This window comes from Curtobacterium sp. WHRI 8282, from assembly GCF_040223925.2.
Lineage (GTDB): Bacteria > Actinomycetota > Actinomycetes > Actinomycetales > Microbacteriaceae > Curtobacterium > Curtobacterium flaccumfaciens.
In genome coordinates this window covers 468896-483291 of the sequence record NZ_JBEHCD020000001.1, presented here as the reverse complement: position 1 = coordinate 483291, position 14396 = coordinate 468896, and the positions used below count along the sequence as shown (strand labels likewise).

Genomic DNA, 14396 nt, shown 5'->3' with positions numbered 1-14396 from the left:
CAGCAGAACACGACTCCCCGAGATGTGACGGACGCGGTGTACCACTGCTGCGCTCGGAGCACGAGGCAGTCGATTGCCCACGCTGGACGGCCACGGTCGCCCGCGAGGTTGACAGGTGAACAGCGGTCATCCCCAGTGGATGCGGCCGGTTGGTTCAGGAAAACAGCACGGTCCGCAGGAATGCGGAACCGAGCGGCGTCAGGCGGCCAGAGGGTGCGCGGCGCAGAGAGGACAAGAGACACATGGCGGGACAGAAGATCCGCATCCGGCTCAAGTCGTATGACCACGAGGTCATCGACACGTCGGCCCGGAAGATCGTCGACACGGTGACCCGTGCCGGTGCAACCGTGGTCGGCCCGGTGCCGCTCCCCACCGAGAAGAACGTGATCGCAGTGATCCGTTCCCCTCACAAGTACAAGGACTCGCGCGAGCACTTCGAGAAGCGCACGCACAAGCGGGTCATCGACATCGTCGACCCGACGCCGAAGGCCGTGGACTCGCTCATGCGACTCGACCTGCCGGCAGACGTCAACATCGAGATCAAGCTGTAAGGGGGCTGACCAATGGCGAACTCAACCAAGACCGTCAAGGGCCTCCTCGGCAAGAAGCTCGGCATGACGCAGGTGTGGGACGAGAACAACAAGTTCATCCCCGTCACCGTGATCGAGGTCGGCCCGAACGTGGTCACCCAGATCCGCAACGCTGAGCGCGACGGCTACGAGGCGATCCAGATCGCCGCCGGCGCCATCGACCCGCGCAAGGTCAACAAGCCGGCCGCTGGCCACTTCGAGGCCGCTGGCGTGACCCCGCGTCGCACCCTCACCGAGATCCGTACCAACGACTCCGCTGAGTACACGCTCGGCCAGGAGCTCACCGTGGACGGCACGTTCACGGCGGGCCAGAAGGTCGACGTCGTCGGTACCTCCAAGGGCAAGGGCTTCGCCGGTGTCATGAAGCGCCACGGCTTCCACGGCGTCGGTGCCTCGCACGGTGCGCACCGCAACCACCGCAAGCCCGGCTCGATCGGTGCTTCCTCGACCCCGTCGCGCGTCTTCAAGGGCATGCGCATGGCTGGTCGTATGGGTGGCGACCGCGTGACCGTCCTCAACCTCACGGTGCACGCCGTCGACGCCGAGAAGGGTCTGCTGCTCGTCAAGGGCGCCGTCCCCGGTGCTCGTGGCCGCTCCGTCTTCGTCCGCACCGCCGTGAAGGGTAAGTGATCATGGCCACCACGACCGCAACCACGATCGACGTCCTCGACGCATCGGGTGTCAAGTCCGGCACCGTCGAGCTCCCCGCAGCTCTCTTCGACGTCGAGACCAACGTCCCGCTGATCCACCAGGTCGTCACCGCGCAGCTCGCAGCCGCGCGTCAGGGCACCCACAAGACCAAGAACCGCGGCGAAGTCCGCGGTGCCGGTCGCAAGCCGTTCAAGCAGAAGGGCACCGGCCGCGCCCGTCAGGGTTCCGTCCGTGCTCCTGAGCACACCGGCGGTGGCGTCGTCCACGGACCGACCCCGCGCGACTACTCGCAGCGCACCCCGAAGAAGATGATCGCCGCTGCTCTGCTCGGCTCGCTCTCGGACCGCGCCCGCGGTGGCCGCATCTCCGCTGTGGAGGGCTTCGTCGCGGCTGAACTGCCGTCGACCAAGACCGCCCGCACGCTCCTCGAGAAGGTCGCGCCCGTCAAGAACGTGCTCGTCGTGCTCGAGACGGACGACGAGCTGACGCTCAAGTCGATCCGCAACCTGTCGAACGTCCACGCGCTCTCGTACGGCCAGCTCAACGCCTACGACGTGCTGCGTTCGGACGCCGTCGTCTTCAGCAAGAGCGCCCTCGACGCCTTCATCGCGTCGAAGACCGCGAAGGAGATCACCGCATGAGCGGCTTCAACAAGGACCCGCGCGACGTCATCATCTCGCCGGTCGTCTCGGAGAAGAGCTACGCGCTCATCGACCAGGGCAAGTACACGTTCATCGTGGACCCCCGCTCGAACAAGACCGAGATCAAGCTCGCCATCGAGAAGATCTTCGACGTCAAGGTCGCGAGCATCAACACGCTGAACCGCCCGGGCAAGACCCGTCGCACCAAGTTCGGTCTCGGCAAGCGCAAGGACACCAAGCGCGCCATCGTGACGCTCAAGTCCGGTTCGATCGACATCTTCACGGCTGTCGGCTGAGGACCAGAGGGATAAATCATGGCTATTCGTAACTACAAGCCGACGACCCCCGGTCGTCGCGGCTCGTCGGTCGCAGACTTCGCTGAGATCACCCGTTCGACTCCGGAGAAGTCCCTGCTTCGTCCGCTGCCGAAGACCGGTGGTCGCAACAGCTCCGGCCGTATCACCACGCGTCACATCGGTGGTGGCCACAAGCGCCAGTACCGCGTGATCGACTTCCGTCGCTCCGACAAGGACGGCGTCGACGCCAAGGTCGCTCACATCGAGTACGACCCCAACCGCACTGCGCGCATCGCGCTCCTGCACTACGTGGACGGCACGAAGCGGTACATCATCGCGCCGAACAAGCTGAAGCAGGGCGACGTCATCGAGCAGGGCCCCGGCGCCGACATCAAGCCCGGCAACAACCTGCCGCTGCGCAACATCCCCGTGGGTACCGTCGTGCACGCCATCGAGCTCCGCCCCGGTGGCGGCGCCAAGATGGCTCGCTCCGCCGGCGCCTCGGTGCGTCTCGTCGCCAAGGACGGCCCCTACGCGCAGCTTCGTCTGCCGTCGGGCGAGGTCCGCAACGTCGACGCACGCTGCCGCGCCACCATCGGCGAGGTCGGCAACGCCGAGCAGTCGAACATCAACTGGGGCAAGGCCGGCCGCATGCGCTGGAAGGGCGTCCGCCCGACCGTCCGTGGTGTCGCCATGAACCCGGTCGACCACCCGCACGGTGGTGGTGAGGGCAAGACGTCCGGTGGTCGTCACCCGGTCAGCCCCTGGGGTCAGTCCGAGGGCCGTACGCGCAAGCCGAACAAGCCGAGCGACAAGCTCATCGTCCGTCGCCGTAACGCCGGCAAGAAGCGCAAGTAGGAGTTCAGAAGATGCCACGCAGTCTGAAGAAGGGCCCCTTCGTCGACGAGCACCTGCTCCGCAAGGTCGTCACGCAGAACGAGGCCAACACCAAGAACGTGATCCGTACGTGGTCGCGTCGGTCGATGATCGTCCCGAACATGCTCGGGCACACGATCGCCGTCCACGACGGCCGCAAGCACATCCCGGTGTTCGTCACCGAGTCGATGGTCGGTCACAAGCTCGGCGAGTTCGCGCCGACCCGCACCTTCCGTGGTCACGTGAAGGACGACAAGAAGGGCCGTCGCCGCTGAGGCGGCGACGCAGAGGAGGAACGAAATGGTGGAGTCGATCGCACGCGTGCGACACATCCGCGTCACGCCTCAGAAGGCCCGTCGCGTCATCGAGCTGATCCGCGGCAAGCAGGCCCACGAGGCCCTCGCCATCCTGAAGTTCGCCCCCCAGGGCGCTTCGGAGCCCGTGTACAAGCTGGTCGCCTCGGCGATCGCGAACGCACGGGTCAAGGCGGACTCGACGAACAGCTTCCTCGACGAGCGCGATCTCTACGTGAGCCGCGTCTTCGTCGACGAGGGCACGACCCTGAAGCGGTTCCAGCCGCGCGCCCAGGGCCGCGCCTTCCGCATCAACAAGCGCACCAGCCACATCACGGTCGTCCTCGCGACGCCCGACGAGGCCGAGGTTGCCGCGACGAGCAAGAAGGCGAGCAAGTAATGGGCCAGAAGGTCAACCCGTACGGCTTCCGTCTCGGGATCACGACGGACCACGTCTCGCACTGGTTCACCGACAGCAAGAAGGCCGGTCAGCGCTACGCCGACTACGTGGCCGAGGACATCAAGGTGCGCGAGTACCTGAAGAAGACCCTCGACCGCGCCGGTGTTGCACGCATCGAGCTCGAGCGCACCCGTGACCGTGTCCGCGTGGACATCCACACGGCTCGCCCGGGCATCGTCATCGGCCGCCGCGGCGCCGAGGCGGAGCGCGTTCGCGGTGAGCTCGAGAAGCTCACCAAGAAGCAGATCCAGCTGAACATCCTCGAGGTCAAGAACCCCGAGACCGAGGCCCAGCTCGTCGCGCAGGGCATCGCCGAGCAGCTCTCCGCTCGTGTCGCGTTCCGTCGCGCCATGCGCAAGGGCCTGCAGGGTGCACAGCGCGCCGGCGCCAAGGGTGTCCGCATCCAGGTGTCGGGCCGTCTCGGCGGCGCCGAGATGTCCCGTTCGGAGTTCTACCGCGAAGGCCGTGTGCCGCTGCACACCCTCCGCGCGAACATCGACTACGGCTTCTACGAGGCCCGGACCACGTTCGGCCGCATCGGCGTGAAGGTCTGGATCTACAAGGGCGACATCACGAACAAGGAGCTCGCTCGCGAGCAGGCGAACCAGCGTTCGTCGCGCCCCGAGCGTCGTGGCGGCCCGCGCGGTGAGCGCGGCGACCGTGGCGGCGACCGTCGTGGCGGCGACCGCGGTGACCGTCGCCCGCAGCAGGCCCCGCAGGACGCGCCGGCCGGCGCAGGAGTTGAGGCGTAACCATGCTTATTCCCCGTCGAGTCAAGCACCGCAAGCAGCACCACCCGAAGCGTTCGGGTCAGGCCACCGGTGGTACCAAGGTCAGCTTCGGTGACTACGGCATCCAGGCCCTCACCCCGGCGTACGTGACCAACCGTCAGATCGAGTCCGCTCGTATCGCCATGACGCGTCACATCAAGCGCGGTGGCAAGGTCTGGATCAACATCTACCCGGACCGTCCGCTGACCAAGAAGCCCGCCGAGACCCGCATGGGTTCCGGTAAGGGTTCGCCCGAGTGGTGGGTCGCGAACGTGAAGCCGGGCCGGGTGCTCTTCGAGCTCTCCGGCGTCAGCGAGGAGATCGCCCGTGAGGCGTTGACTCGTGCAATCCACAAGCTGCCCCTCAAGGCACGCATCATCAAGCGCGAGGAGGGCGACGCATAATGGCGATCGGTTCCAAGGAGCTCCGTCCGACGGAGCTCGACACGTTCGAGAACGAGCGTCTCGCTGACGAGCTGAAGAAGGCCAAGGAGGAACTCTTCAACCTCCGCTTCCAGTCGGCCACCGGCCAGCTGGAGAGCCACGGTCGTCTCCGTGCCGTCAAGCGCGACATCGCCCGCATCTACACCGTCCTCCGCGAGCGCGAGCTCGGCATCCGTGCCACTCCCGCGCCCGTCGAGACCGCCCCCAAGGCCAAGAAGACGACGAAGAAGGCTGACAAGCCGGCCGAGTCGACCGAGGCCGAGACCGCCGAGGAGAAGTAATGGCGAACGAAGAGAAGAACTCCGCCGCCCTCACTCGCGGCTACCGCAAGACGCGTCGCGGCTACGTGACGAGCGACAAGATGGACAAGACCATCGTGGTCGAGGTCGAGGACCGCGTGAAGCACGCGCTCTACGGCAAGATCATCCGTCGCACGTCCAAGGTGAAGGCCCACGACGAGCTCGGCACCGCTGGTGTCGGCGACCTCGTCGTGATCAGCGAGACCCGTCCCCTCAGCGCGTCCAAGCGCTGGCGCCTGGTCGAGATCCTCGAGAAGGCCAAGTAGGCCTCGGCCTGCTTCGGAATAGGAGACAGCAGTGATTCAGCAGGAATCCCGCCTGAAGGTCGCCGACAACACGGGTGCCAAGGAGATCTTGACCATCCGCGTGCTCGGTGGCTCGGGTCGTCGCTACGCCGGCCTCGGTGACGTCATCGTCGCCACGGTGAAGGACGCCATCCCCGGCGGCAACGTGAAGAAGGGTGACGTCGTCAAGGCGGTCATCGTTCGCACCAAGAAGGAGACCCGTCGTCAGGACGGCTCCTACATCAAGTTCGACGAGAACGCGGCAGTGATCCTCAAGGCCGACGGCGACCCGCGCGGTACGCGCATCTTCGGTCCGGTCGGTCGCGAGCTCCGTGACAAGAAGTTCATGAAGATCATCTCGCTCGCGCCGGAGGTGCTGTAAGCCATGGCGAACATCAAGAAGGGTGACCTCGTCCAGGTCATCACGGGCGCGACGCAGGAGCGTGGCGGCGACCGTGGCAAGCAGGGCAAGGTCATCGAGGTCCTCAAGGACAAGAACCGCGTCGTCGTCGAGGGCGTGAACTTCGTCACGAAGCACGTCCGCGTCGGTCAGACGCAGCGTGGTTCGAAGACCGGTGGCATCGAGCAGCACGAAGCCTCGATCCACGTCTCGAACGTCGCACTCGTCGACCCGAAGACGAAGAAGCCGACGCGTGTCGGTTTCCGCACCGAAGAGGTGGAGAAGGACGGCGTCAAGAAGACCGTCCGTGTCCGCTACGCGAAGAAGTCTGGTGAGAAGCTCTGATGACTGACACGACTGCTGCGCCCGCTGGCAAGATCCAGCCGCGCCTCAAGCAGAAGTACCTGGCCGAGATCAAGACGGCCCTCACCGAGCAGTTCGGTTACGCGAACGTGAACCAGGTCCCCGGCCTGGTCAAGGTCGTCGTGAACACCGGTGTCGGCGAGGCCGCTCGTGACTCCAAGATCATCGAGGGGGCCATCAAGGACCTCACGGCGATCACGGGTCAGAAGCCCCAGGTCAACATCGCCCGCAAGTCCATCGCGCAGTTCAAGCTGCGCGAGGGTCAGGCCATCGGCGCGCACGTCACCCTCCGCGGTGACCGCGCGTGGGAGTTCCTCGACCGCCTGGTGACGCTCGCACTGCCCCGCATCCGCGACTTCCGCGGTCTCAGCGACAAGCAGTTCGACGGCAACGGCAACTACACGTTCGGTCTCACGGAGCAGTCCGTGTTCCACGAGATCGACCAGGACCGCATCGATCGTGTCCGCGGCTTCGACATCACTGTCGTGACCACCGCGAAGACGGACGACGAGGGACGCGCGCTGCTCCGCCAGCTCGGCTTCCCGTTCCGCTCCAACGAGCAGACGGTCTAAACTACTTCGGGCGGTGCGGGCCGGAGGATTCACGTCCTCCGGCCCGCACGCACGAACACACCGATCTCGGGGAACCGCCCCGGGATCACTCGATCGCTCAGGTCGGCATTCGTGGAACGGGTGTCGAAACCAGGTGAGAAATGGACGAACATCATGACGATGACCGATCCGGTCGCAGACATGCTGACCAGATTGCGGAACGCGAACTCCGCGCACCACGACGCAGTCGCGCTCCCGAGCTCCAAGCTCAAGAAGAACATCGCCGACATCCTCAAGCGTGAGGGCTACATCAGCGAGTGGAAGGTGGAGGACGCCCGAGTCGGGCAGACCCTCACCATCGACCTGAAGTACGGCCCCGAGCGCGAGCGTTCGATCGCCGGCATCAAGCGCGTCTCGAAGCCGGGCCTCCGGGTCTACGCGAAGTCGACGGAGATCCCCCAGGTCCTCGGTGGCCTCGGCGTGGCGATCCTCTCGACCTCCTCCGGCCTCCTGACCGACCGCGAAGCCGAGCAGAAGGGCGTGGGTGGGGAAGTCCTCGCCTACGTGTGGTGATCGACAATGTCACGAATCGGACGTCTCCCCATCGACATCCCCGCCGGCGTCACCGTCTCCGTTGACGGTCAGAACGTGGCGGTCAAGGGCCCGAAGGGCGAGCTCGCGCTCGTCATCGCGGAGCCCATCCAGGCCAAGGTCGAGGAGAACCAGGTCCTCGTCACCCGTCCGGACGACGAGCGCGAGTCGCGTTCGCTCCACGGACTGACCCGGACCCTCATCGCCAACAACATCATCGGCGTGACCCAGGGCTACACCAAGGGCCTCGAGGTCGTCGGCACCGGTTACCGTGTCGCGGCCAAGGGCTCGAACCTCGAGTTCGCGCTCGGGTACTCCCACTCGATCACGGTCGAGCCGCCGGCGGGCATCAGCTTCGCGGTGGAGGGCAACAACAAGGTCACCGTCGCCGGTATCGACAAGCAGGCTGTCGGCGAGGTCGCCGCGAACATCCGGAAGCTCCGGAAGCCCGAGCCCTACAAGGGCAAGGGTGTCCGTTACGCCGGCGAGAACGTGCGCCGCAAGGCCGGAAAGTCAGGTAAGTGATCATGGGACTCCTCAAGACACGAGGCAAGAGCAAGGCGGCCGCCAAGGCGCGTCGTCACAACCGTCTCCGCAAGAAGATCACCGGCACCGAGGCTCGTCCCCGTCTCGCCGTCACCCGCTCGTCGCGTCACGTGTTCGTGCAGGTCATCGACGACTCGAAGGGTCACACCCTCGCCAGCGCCTCGACGATGGAGGCAGACCTCCGCTCGTTCGACGGCGACAAGACCGCCAAGGCCCGTCGCGTCGGTGAGCTCCTCGCCGAGCGCGCGAAGTCGGCTGGCGTCGAGGCCGTGGTCTTCGACCGCGGTGGCAGCAAGTACGCCGGTCGCGTCGCCGCGATCGCCGATGGTGCCCGTGAAGGAGGGCTGAACCTGTGAGCGACAACGCGAACACCAACGAAGACGCCAAGACCGAGGCCGTCGAGGCCACGGAGACCGAGGCAGTCGAGACCACGGAGACCACCGAGGCGAGCACGGAGGCCACGGCCACCGAGGCAACCGCCGAGGCGACCACCGAGGGCGCCAAGACCGGCAAGGAGGCGGAGGCACCTGCCGTCGCCGAGCGTCCGGTCGAGACCGCCGCGGGCTCCGCGTCCAACAACCGCGACTCCGCTGACAACCGTGGCCGTCGTGGTGGCGGTCGTGACCGTCAGCAGGGCCGCGACCGCAACAACCGCGGTGGCGACAGCCAGTTCCTCGAGCGCGTGGTGACCATCAACCGCGTCTCGAAGGTCGTCAAGGGTGGTCGTCGCTTCAGCTTCACGGCGCTCGTCGTCGTCGGTGACGGCAACGGCCTCGTGGGCGTCGGCTACGGCAAGGCCAAGGAGGTCCCCACGGCGATCTCCAAGGGTGTCGAAGAGGCGAAGAAGAACTTCTTCCGCGTCCCCCGCGTCGGCAACACGATCCCGCACCCGGTGCAGGGTGAAGCCGCCGCTGGCGTCGTCCTCCTGCGTCCGGCCGGCCCCGGTACCGGTGTCATCGCCGGTGGTCCGGTCCGCGCCGTGCTCGAGTGCGCCGGCATCCACGACGTCCTGAGCAAGTCGCTCGGCTCGTCGAACACCATCAACATCGTGCACGCGACCGTCGAGGCTCTGAAGCAGCTCGAGGAGCCCCGCGCCGTCGCGAGCCGTCGTGGCCTCGACGTCGAGCGGGTCGTCCCGGCCCGTCTGCTCCAGGCCGAGGCCGCAGCCCTGCGTGCCGCGACCGAGAAGGCAGGTGCGTGATGGCGATGCTGAAGATCACGCAGATCAAGTCCGTTATCAGCGAGAAGCAGTACCAGCGCGACACCCTGCGCAGCCTGGGCCTCAAGCGCATCGGCCGTTCGGTCGAGCGTGAGGACAACTCCCAGAACCGCGGGTACATCGCGACGGTGGCGCACCTCGTGAAGGTCGAGGAGGTCGACGCATGAGCGACGAGAAGAACGAGCGCGTGCAGGTGCTGAAGCTGCACCACCTCCGTCCCGCAGAGGGCGCCAAGAAGGACCGCACCCGTGTGGGTCGCGGTGAGGGCTCGAAGGGCAAGACCGCTGGGCGTGGTACCAAGGGCACGAAGGCCCGTTACCAGGTCCGGGTCGGCTTCGAGGGTGGGCAGATGCCGCTGCACATGCGCACCCCGAAGCTCCGCGGGTTCAAGAACCCGTTCCGGGTCGAGTACCAGGTCGTGAACCTGGACAAGATCTCGGAGCTCTACCCCGACGGTGGCGACGTCACCGTTGCGGGCCTGGTCGCCAAGGGCGCCGTCCGCAAGAACGAGAAGGTCAAGGTTCTCGGTCAGGGTGACATCTCCGTGAAGATCACGGTCACGGTCGACAAGGTCTCGGCGTCCGCCGCCGAGAAGATCGTGGCTGCTGGCGGCACCGTCTCCCAGTAACCCCCGTCGGCGGCCCGTGCGTTTGCGCACGGGCCGCCGTTACGGTTTCCTTGACAGTGGCCGGCATCCGTCGGCCAGGTCGGCCCTGCCGACCGAAACCGGTCCGGCCGCGATCGACGGCCCCGGTCCCACAAGTTCGGAGTCATCGTGTTCAGAGCGGTCGCGCGCATCATGCGCACCCCTGATCTTCGCAAGAAGATCGGCTTCACCCTCGCGATCATCGCGCTGTTCCGTCTCGGGTCGTACATCCCGGCACCGTTCGTCGACTACGCCGCCGTGCAGAGCTGTCTCGCCAGCGCGTCGTCCTCCGGCGGTCTCTACGACCTCATCAACCTCTTCTCCGGCGGCGCGCTGCTGAAGCTCTCGGTCTTCGCGCTCGGCATCATGCCGTACATCACGTCGTCGATCATCGTGCAGCTCCTGCGTGTGGTCATCCCGCACTTCGACACCCTCTACAAGGAGGGCCAGTCGGGCCAGGCGAAGCTGACGCAGTACACGCGCTACCTCACGATCGCACTCGGTGTCCTGCAGTCCACGACGCTGATCACGGTCGCCCGCTCCGGCGCCCTGTTCGGCACCAACGCCTCCGCGTCCTGCACCTCGATCATCTCGAACGACAGCTGGTACGCCATCATGCTGATGGTCGTCACGCTGACCGCCGGCACCGGCCTCATCATGTGGATGGGCGAGCTCGTCACCGAGCGCGGCATCGGCAACGGCATGTCGCTCCTGATCTTCACGTCGATCGCGGCGCAGTTCCCGTCGGCGCTCTGGGCGATCGAGCAGTCGCAGTCGTTCGAGCTCTTCCTGTTCGTGATCCTGGTCGGACTCGTGATCATGATGGCCGTCGTGTTCGTCGAGCAGTCACAGCGGCGGATCCCCGTGCAGTACGCCAAGCGCATGGTCGGGCGGCGGACGTACGGCGGCAACAACACCTACATCCCGATCAAGGTCAACATGGCCGGCGTCGTGCCCGTCATCTTCGCCTCGTCGCTGCTGTACCTGCCGGCTCTGATCGCGCAGTTCAACCAGCCCTCGGACGGCTCCGAGCCGGCCGCGTGGGTGACCTGGATCCAGAACAACCTGACCTCGGGTGACAACTGGTTCTACATGGTCCTGTACTTCCTGCTCATCGTCGGGTTCACGTACTTCTACGTGGCGATCACCTTCAACCCCGAAGAGGTCGCCGACAACATGAAGAAGTACGGCGGGTTCATCCCCGGCATCCGTGCCGGTCGTCCGACCGCCGAGTACCTCGACTACGTCCTCACCCGGGTGACGCTGCCCGGCTCGCTCTACCTCGGTCTCATCGCGCTCATCCCGCTGGCAGCACTGGCGCTGTTCGGCGCGAACCAGAACTTCCCGTTCGGTGGCGCGAGCATCCTCATCATCGTGGGTGTCGGTCTCGAGACCGTGAAGCAGATCGACTCGCAGCTGCAGCAGCGTCACTACGAAGGGCTTCTCCGTTGAGCGCACGTCTCATCATCGTCGGACCTCCCGGAGCCGGGAAGGGCACCCAGGCCGGCCGCATCGCTGACTCCCTCGGGATCCCCGCGATCTCGACCGGGGACATCTTCCGCAAGAACGTGGCAGAGGGCACCCCACTCGGCGTGCAGGCGAAGGCGATCATGGACGCCGGCGACTACGTGCCGGACTCCCTGACGAACGAGCTCGTGAAGTCCCGGCTGCAGGAGCCCGACGCCGAGCACGGGTTCCTGCTGGACGGGTACCCGCGCACGGTCGGTCAGGTCGAGTACCTCGACGCGCTGCTCGCCGAGCAGGGCACCCCGATCGACGCCGTCGTGCAGCTCGTCGCCGACCAGGACGAGCTCGTCGGCCGCCTGCTCAAGCGTGCCGAGGACCAGGGTCGCAGCGACGACAACGAGGAGACGATCCGTCGCCGTCAGCAGGTGTACGCCGAGCAGACGGCGCCCATCGTGGCGGCGTACGGCGAGCGTGGCCTGGTGGTCGACGTCGACGGCCTCGGCGCGATCGACGAGGTCGGCGACCGCATCCAGACGGCACTGGCGGGCCGCGGGCTCTCCGCGACCGTCTGACCAGCGTGGTGCGGTTCAAGAAGCCCTCGATCTACAAGACCCCGGACGAGCTCCGGGCGATGGTCCGGCCGGGCCTGCTGACCGCCGAGGCGCTCGACGCCGTCCGTGCAGCGATCCGCCCGGGCATCACGACCGGCGAACTCGACGCGATCGCCGAGCGCACCATCCGTGACGGCGGTGGAGTCCCGAACTTCCAGCTCGTGCCCGGCTACCGCCACACGCTGTGCGTGTCGGTGAACGACGAGATCGTGCACGGGATCCCCGGTGAGCGCGTCCTCGCGCCCGGCGACATCGTGTCGGTGGACGCCGGCGCCGAGGTCGACGGCTGGAACGGCGACAGCGCGTTCACGACGGTCGTGCCCGGTGGCGACGCCACGGTCACCGCAGCGCGGCAGACGCTCTGCGACACGACCGAGCGGTCGCTCTGGCACGGCATCGCCGCGCTCGCCCACGCGAAGAACCTGCACGAGGTGGGCTCCGCGGTGGAAGACGCGATCGACGAGACCGGCGCGTGGGGCATCGTCGAGGACTACACCGGTCACGGCATCGGCCGGTCGATGCACGAGGACCCGCCGGTCTTCAACTACCGCGTCCGTGGCGCCGGACCTGCCGTCAAGCCGGGGCTGGTGGTCGCCATCGAACCGATGGTCACGGCCGGCACGATCGACAGCTCGACGGACGACGACGACTGGACCGTCCGCACGCTCGACGGCTCCGACGCCGCCCACTGGGAGCACAGCGTCGCGGTGCACGCGGCTGGGATCTGGGTGCTCACGGCCGCCGACGGCGGCGCTCGGGGCCTGGCCCCGCTGGGTGTGACGCCCGTCCCGATCCCGTAGGACGGGCCTCCAGTCCGGATCCGGTGCCCACGCTCGGCGTACCTGCGCGACGCGCGCATCTGCGCGACGCGACGGCCGGGAGGCCCGGCTGACGTCCGACGCGTCGCCCACCTCGCGCGGACCCGCCCGACCAGTGCCGGACGGACGCCCTGGCGTCGCGTCAGTTGCCGACGGAGCAGGTCTCCTCGGAGGCGCTCTGCCCGGTGATCGACGAGGGCAGCGGCGTCGCCGACGCGGTCGGCGTCCGAGTGGCGGTCGCGCTCGGCGTCGCTGACGGCGTGCCGGCGGTCGACGGGGTCCCGGACGAACCCGTGGTGCCGGACGACCCGGTGCCGGTCGAGGTCCCGCCGCCCGACGGCGACTCCTCGGACGCGCGACCGGTGCTCGAGTCGCTCAGCGAGGACCGGACGTCGTTCTGCAGCGCCACGTTCAGGGTGTGGGCCGTCTCCTGGTCGACGATCACCCGGGCGCTGTCAGCGGGGTCGTCGGCCACCGGGTACTGCACGAAGAGCATGTTGGCCGTGCTCATCCCCCGCAGCGCCGCGGCGAGCTTGACCAGGGTGCCGGTCTGGGCCAGGCCGTCGGACAGCGTCATGTTGGACAGGGCGGCACCGGCCAGCTTGTAGAGCGTGATCGGGTTCGAGAGCGTGCCGTCCGAGGTGACCTTGCGGAGGAGCGCCGACAGGAACACCTGCTGCGAGCTGATGCGGGCGAGGTCGCTGCCGTCGCCGACCCCGTGGCGGGTGCGCAGGAAGGCGAGGGCGTCCGAGCCCTCGAGGGAGTGCGAGCCCGTCGTGAGGTGCAGGCCGGTGAACGTGTCGTCGATCGGCTCGGCGACGCACACGTCCACGCCGCCGAGGGCGTTCGACATCTCGATCACGCCGTCGAAGGTGATGAGCCCGGCGTAGGGGATGCTCAGGCCGGTCAGGTTCTCGACCGTGTCCACGACGCAGGAGACGCCGCCGTTGCCGAGCGCGGTGTTGAACATCGCCGAGGTGGACGCGGGGTAGGTCGTGCCGGTCGCGGGGTTGGTGCAGGCCGGGATCGGGACCATCAGGTCACGGGGGAAGCTGACCGCGGTGAGCTGCTGGTGGTCCGCCGAGATGTGGATGAGCATCGTGACGTCGTTGCGGGCGCCCTCGACGTCCTCGTCGGAGTCGAACTGGCCGACCCGGGTGTCGCTGCCGATGAGCAGGATGTTCGCCCCGCCCTTGATCGCCGAGATGTCCGCGGTCTTGGCGGTGTTCTGGTCGTCGGTGCTCAGTGCGACGGTCTGCGGGGCGGTGGCGAGCTGCGCCCCGGCGATCGCGGCGACGCTGGTGCCGCTGACGAGCAGGACGGCGACGGTGGCCGCGACGACGGTGACGAGCGTGCCCCAACCCCGACGACGGGCCTGCTTGCCGTGGCTGGCGAAGGGGCGTCGGGTGGCGTCGGGCACGTGTTCTCCGTTCGGTGGTCCGGCGCGAACTGCTGGTGCGGCGGACGTGGCTGCGGAGCCAAACTACGGTTCGCGCGCTGGTGCGCGCCCTGAGCGCGCCGTCAAACCACTGTGGAACGCTCAGCCACGGTTCCGGAAGCCCCAGACGTGGGGTGTTCCGC

24 protein-coding genes are annotated in these 14396 nt (G+C 67.3%); 23 read left to right on the top strand and 1 reads right to left on the bottom strand.

The annotated features are described in order from the left end of the window. Nucleotides 1-242 precede the first annotated feature (242 nt). The 23 genes from rpsJ (at nucleotide 243) to map (ending at nucleotide 12797) form a co-directional block, all read left to right on the top strand. The gene (gene rpsJ / locus ABRP24_RS02375; protein WP_017885534.1) at nucleotides 243-551 is read left to right on the top strand and encodes a 30S ribosomal protein S10; all 309 of its coding nucleotides are present in this window, start codon (nucleotides 243-245) and stop codon (nucleotides 549-551) included. Between the two features lie 12 nt (nucleotides 552-563). Next, nucleotides 564-1220, top strand: coding sequence for a 50S ribosomal protein L3 (gene rplC / locus ABRP24_RS02370; protein ID WP_027466731.1), 657 nt, complete (start codon nucleotides 564-566; stop codon nucleotides 1218-1220). A gap of 2 nt (nucleotides 1221-1222) precedes the next feature. Next, nucleotides 1223-1882: a 50S ribosomal protein L4 gene (rplD, locus tag ABRP24_RS02365; protein ID WP_349847679.1), complete on the top strand. Its 660-nt coding sequence runs from the start codon at nucleotides 1223-1225 to the stop codon at nucleotides 1880-1882. Then, nucleotides 1879-2178 (top strand): 50S ribosomal protein L23, encoded by a 300-nt coding sequence (gene rplW / locus ABRP24_RS02360; protein WP_027466729.1) that lies wholly within the window; start codon nucleotides 1879-1881, stop codon nucleotides 2176-2178. The genes rplD and rplW overlap by 4 nt, the downstream gene beginning before the upstream one ends. An 18-nt stretch (nucleotides 2179-2196) precedes the next feature. Beyond that, a complete protein-coding gene (rplB, locus tag ABRP24_RS02355; RefSeq protein WP_027466728.1) occupies nucleotides 2197-3036 on the top strand; it encodes a 50S ribosomal protein L2 in 840 nt (279 codons plus the stop codon). An 11-nt stretch (nucleotides 3037-3047) separates the two neighbouring features. Then, nucleotides 3048-3329 (top strand): 30S ribosomal protein S19, encoded by a 282-nt coding sequence (gene rpsS / locus ABRP24_RS02350; protein ID WP_017885529.1) that lies wholly within the window; start codon nucleotides 3048-3050, stop codon nucleotides 3327-3329. Nucleotides 3330-3354: 25 nt separating this feature from the next. Then, nucleotides 3355-3747 carry a 50S ribosomal protein L22 gene (gene rplV, locus ABRP24_RS02345; protein ID WP_035809257.1) on the top strand — a complete coding sequence of 131 codons (393 nt, stop codon included), beginning with the start codon at nucleotides 3355-3357 and terminating at the stop codon, nucleotides 3745-3747. After that, nucleotides 3747-4559: a 30S ribosomal protein S3 gene (gene rpsC / locus ABRP24_RS02340; RefSeq protein WP_017885527.1), complete on the top strand. Its 813-nt coding sequence runs from the start codon at nucleotides 3747-3749 to the stop codon at nucleotides 4557-4559. The genes rplV and rpsC overlap by 1 nt, the downstream gene beginning before the upstream one ends. A gap of 2 nt (nucleotides 4560-4561) precedes the next feature. Then, nucleotides 4562-4981, top strand: coding sequence for a 50S ribosomal protein L16 (gene rplP / locus ABRP24_RS02335; RefSeq protein WP_017885526.1), 420 nt, complete (start codon nucleotides 4562-4564; stop codon nucleotides 4979-4981). Further along, on the top strand, nucleotides 4981-5301 hold the full coding sequence (rpmC, locus tag ABRP24_RS02330) for a 50S ribosomal protein L29 (protein WP_017885525.1): 321 nt from the start codon (nucleotides 4981-4983) through the stop codon (nucleotides 5299-5301). Before rplP ends, rpmC begins: the two co-directional genes overlap by 1 nt. Beyond that, entirely contained in the window at nucleotides 5301-5585 is a 285-nt protein-coding gene (gene rpsQ / locus ABRP24_RS02325; RefSeq protein ID WP_017885524.1) for a 30S ribosomal protein S17, read from the top strand. Before rpmC ends, rpsQ begins: the two co-directional genes overlap by 1 nt. 31 nt (nucleotides 5586-5616) lie before the next feature. After that, nucleotides 5617-5985, top strand: coding sequence for a 50S ribosomal protein L14 (gene rplN, locus ABRP24_RS02320; RefSeq protein ID WP_017885523.1), 369 nt, complete (start codon nucleotides 5617-5619; stop codon nucleotides 5983-5985). Nucleotides 5986-5988: 3 nt separating this feature from the next. Next, a complete protein-coding gene (rplX, locus tag ABRP24_RS02315; protein WP_017885522.1) occupies nucleotides 5989-6348 on the top strand; it encodes a 50S ribosomal protein L24 in 360 nt (119 codons plus the stop codon). Further along, nucleotides 6348-6938 (top strand): 50S ribosomal protein L5, encoded by a 591-nt coding sequence (rplE, locus tag ABRP24_RS02310; RefSeq protein ID WP_042537502.1) that lies wholly within the window; start codon nucleotides 6348-6350, stop codon nucleotides 6936-6938. Before rplX ends, rplE begins: the two co-directional genes overlap by 1 nt. Before the next feature lie 153 nt (nucleotides 6939-7091). After that, complete coding sequence (rpsH, locus tag ABRP24_RS02305) at nucleotides 7092-7490, top strand: 30S ribosomal protein S8 (protein WP_017885519.1); 399 nt, start codon at nucleotides 7092-7094, stop codon at nucleotides 7488-7490. Nucleotides 7491-7496: 6 nt separating this feature from the next. Continuing rightward, nucleotides 7497-8033, top strand: coding sequence for a 50S ribosomal protein L6 (rplF, locus tag ABRP24_RS02300; protein ID WP_017885518.1), 537 nt, complete (start codon nucleotides 7497-7499; stop codon nucleotides 8031-8033). Between the two features lie 2 nt (nucleotides 8034-8035). Continuing rightward, nucleotides 8036-8410 carry a 50S ribosomal protein L18 gene (gene rplR / locus ABRP24_RS02295; RefSeq protein ID WP_027466725.1) on the top strand — a complete coding sequence of 125 codons (375 nt, stop codon included), beginning with the start codon at nucleotides 8036-8038 and terminating at the stop codon, nucleotides 8408-8410. Beyond that, entirely contained in the window at nucleotides 8407-9255 is an 849-nt protein-coding gene (gene rpsE / locus ABRP24_RS02290; protein ID WP_111056574.1) for a 30S ribosomal protein S5, read from the top strand. Before rplR ends, rpsE begins: the two co-directional genes overlap by 4 nt. Next, entirely contained in the window at nucleotides 9255-9440 is a 186-nt protein-coding gene (gene rpmD, locus ABRP24_RS02285) for a 50S ribosomal protein L30 (protein WP_017885515.1), read from the top strand. Before rpsE ends, rpmD begins: the two co-directional genes overlap by 1 nt. After that, nucleotides 9437-9901: a 50S ribosomal protein L15 gene (gene rplO, locus ABRP24_RS02280; RefSeq protein ID WP_071259834.1), complete on the top strand. Its 465-nt coding sequence runs from the start codon at nucleotides 9437-9439 to the stop codon at nucleotides 9899-9901. The genes rpmD and rplO overlap by 4 nt, the downstream gene beginning before the upstream one ends. A gap of 147 nt (nucleotides 9902-10048) precedes the next feature. Next, nucleotides 10049-11371, top strand: coding sequence for a preprotein translocase subunit SecY (gene secY, locus ABRP24_RS02275; protein ID WP_027466722.1), 1323 nt, complete (start codon nucleotides 10049-10051; stop codon nucleotides 11369-11371). Continuing rightward, on the top strand, nucleotides 11368-11958 hold the full coding sequence (locus ABRP24_RS02270) for an adenylate kinase (protein WP_173032759.1): 591 nt from the start codon (nucleotides 11368-11370) through the stop codon (nucleotides 11956-11958). The genes secY and ABRP24_RS02270 overlap by 4 nt, the downstream gene beginning before the upstream one ends. A 59-nt stretch (nucleotides 11959-12017) precedes the next feature. Further along, nucleotides 12018-12797, top strand: a complete 780-nt coding sequence (gene map, locus ABRP24_RS02265; protein WP_371836726.1) for a type I methionyl aminopeptidase — start codon at nucleotides 12018-12020, stop codon at nucleotides 12795-12797. Between the two features lie 160 nt (nucleotides 12798-12957). Here map and ABRP24_RS02260 read toward each other — a convergent pair whose 3' ends face one another. Next, nucleotides 12958-14235 (bottom strand): LCP family protein, encoded by a 1278-nt coding sequence (locus ABRP24_RS02260; RefSeq protein WP_232749185.1) that lies wholly within the window; start codon nucleotides 14233-14235, stop codon nucleotides 12958-12960. Nucleotides 14236-14396 lie beyond the last annotated feature (161 nt).

What these genes read in the sequence shown, in the direction of transcription:
- rpsJ (WP_017885534.1), top strand. Translation starts at nt 243, where the DNA reads ATGGCGGGACAGAAGATCCGCATCCGGCTCAAGTCGTATGACCACGAG.
- rplC (WP_027466731.1), top strand. Translation starts at nt 564, where the DNA reads ATGGCGAACTCAACCAAGACCGTCAAGGGCCTCCTCGGCAAGAAGCTC.
- rplD (WP_349847679.1), top strand. Translation starts at nt 1,223, where the DNA reads ATGGCCACCACGACCGCAACCACGATCGACGTCCTCGACGCATCGGGT.
- rplW (WP_027466729.1), top strand. Translation starts at nt 1,879, where the DNA reads ATGAGCGGCTTCAACAAGGACCCGCGCGACGTCATCATCTCGCCGGTC.
- rplB (WP_027466728.1), top strand. Translation starts at nt 2,197, where the DNA reads ATGGCTATTCGTAACTACAAGCCGACGACCCCCGGTCGTCGCGGCTCG.
- rpsS (WP_017885529.1), top strand. Translation starts at nt 3,048, where the DNA reads ATGCCACGCAGTCTGAAGAAGGGCCCCTTCGTCGACGAGCACCTGCTC.
- rplV (WP_035809257.1), top strand. Translation starts at nt 3,355, where the DNA reads ATGGTGGAGTCGATCGCACGCGTGCGACACATCCGCGTCACGCCTCAG.
- rpsC (WP_017885527.1), top strand. Translation starts at nt 3,747, where the DNA reads ATGGGCCAGAAGGTCAACCCGTACGGCTTCCGTCTCGGGATCACGACG.
- rplP (WP_017885526.1), top strand. Translation starts at nt 4,562, where the DNA reads ATGCTTATTCCCCGTCGAGTCAAGCACCGCAAGCAGCACCACCCGAAG.
- rpmC (WP_017885525.1), top strand. Translation starts at nt 4,981, where the DNA reads ATGGCGATCGGTTCCAAGGAGCTCCGTCCGACGGAGCTCGACACGTTC.
- rpsQ (WP_017885524.1), top strand. Translation starts at nt 5,301, where the DNA reads ATGGCGAACGAAGAGAAGAACTCCGCCGCCCTCACTCGCGGCTACCGC.
- rplX (WP_017885522.1), top strand. Translation starts at nt 5,989, where the DNA reads ATGGCGAACATCAAGAAGGGTGACCTCGTCCAGGTCATCACGGGCGCG.
- rplE (WP_042537502.1), top strand. Translation starts at nt 6,348, where the DNA reads ATGACTGACACGACTGCTGCGCCCGCTGGCAAGATCCAGCCGCGCCTC.
- rpsH (WP_017885519.1), top strand. Translation starts at nt 7,092, where the DNA reads ATGACGATGACCGATCCGGTCGCAGACATGCTGACCAGATTGCGGAAC.
- rplF (WP_017885518.1), top strand. Translation starts at nt 7,497, where the DNA reads ATGTCACGAATCGGACGTCTCCCCATCGACATCCCCGCCGGCGTCACC.
- rplR (WP_027466725.1), top strand. Translation starts at nt 8,036, where the DNA reads ATGGGACTCCTCAAGACACGAGGCAAGAGCAAGGCGGCCGCCAAGGCG.
- rpmD (WP_017885515.1), top strand. Translation starts at nt 9,255, where the DNA reads ATGGCGATGCTGAAGATCACGCAGATCAAGTCCGTTATCAGCGAGAAG.
- rplO (WP_071259834.1), top strand. Translation starts at nt 9,437, where the DNA reads ATGAGCGACGAGAAGAACGAGCGCGTGCAGGTGCTGAAGCTGCACCAC.
- map (WP_371836726.1), top strand. Translation starts at nt 12,018, where the DNA reads ATGGTCCGGCCGGGCCTGCTGACCGCCGAGGCGCTCGACGCCGTCCGT.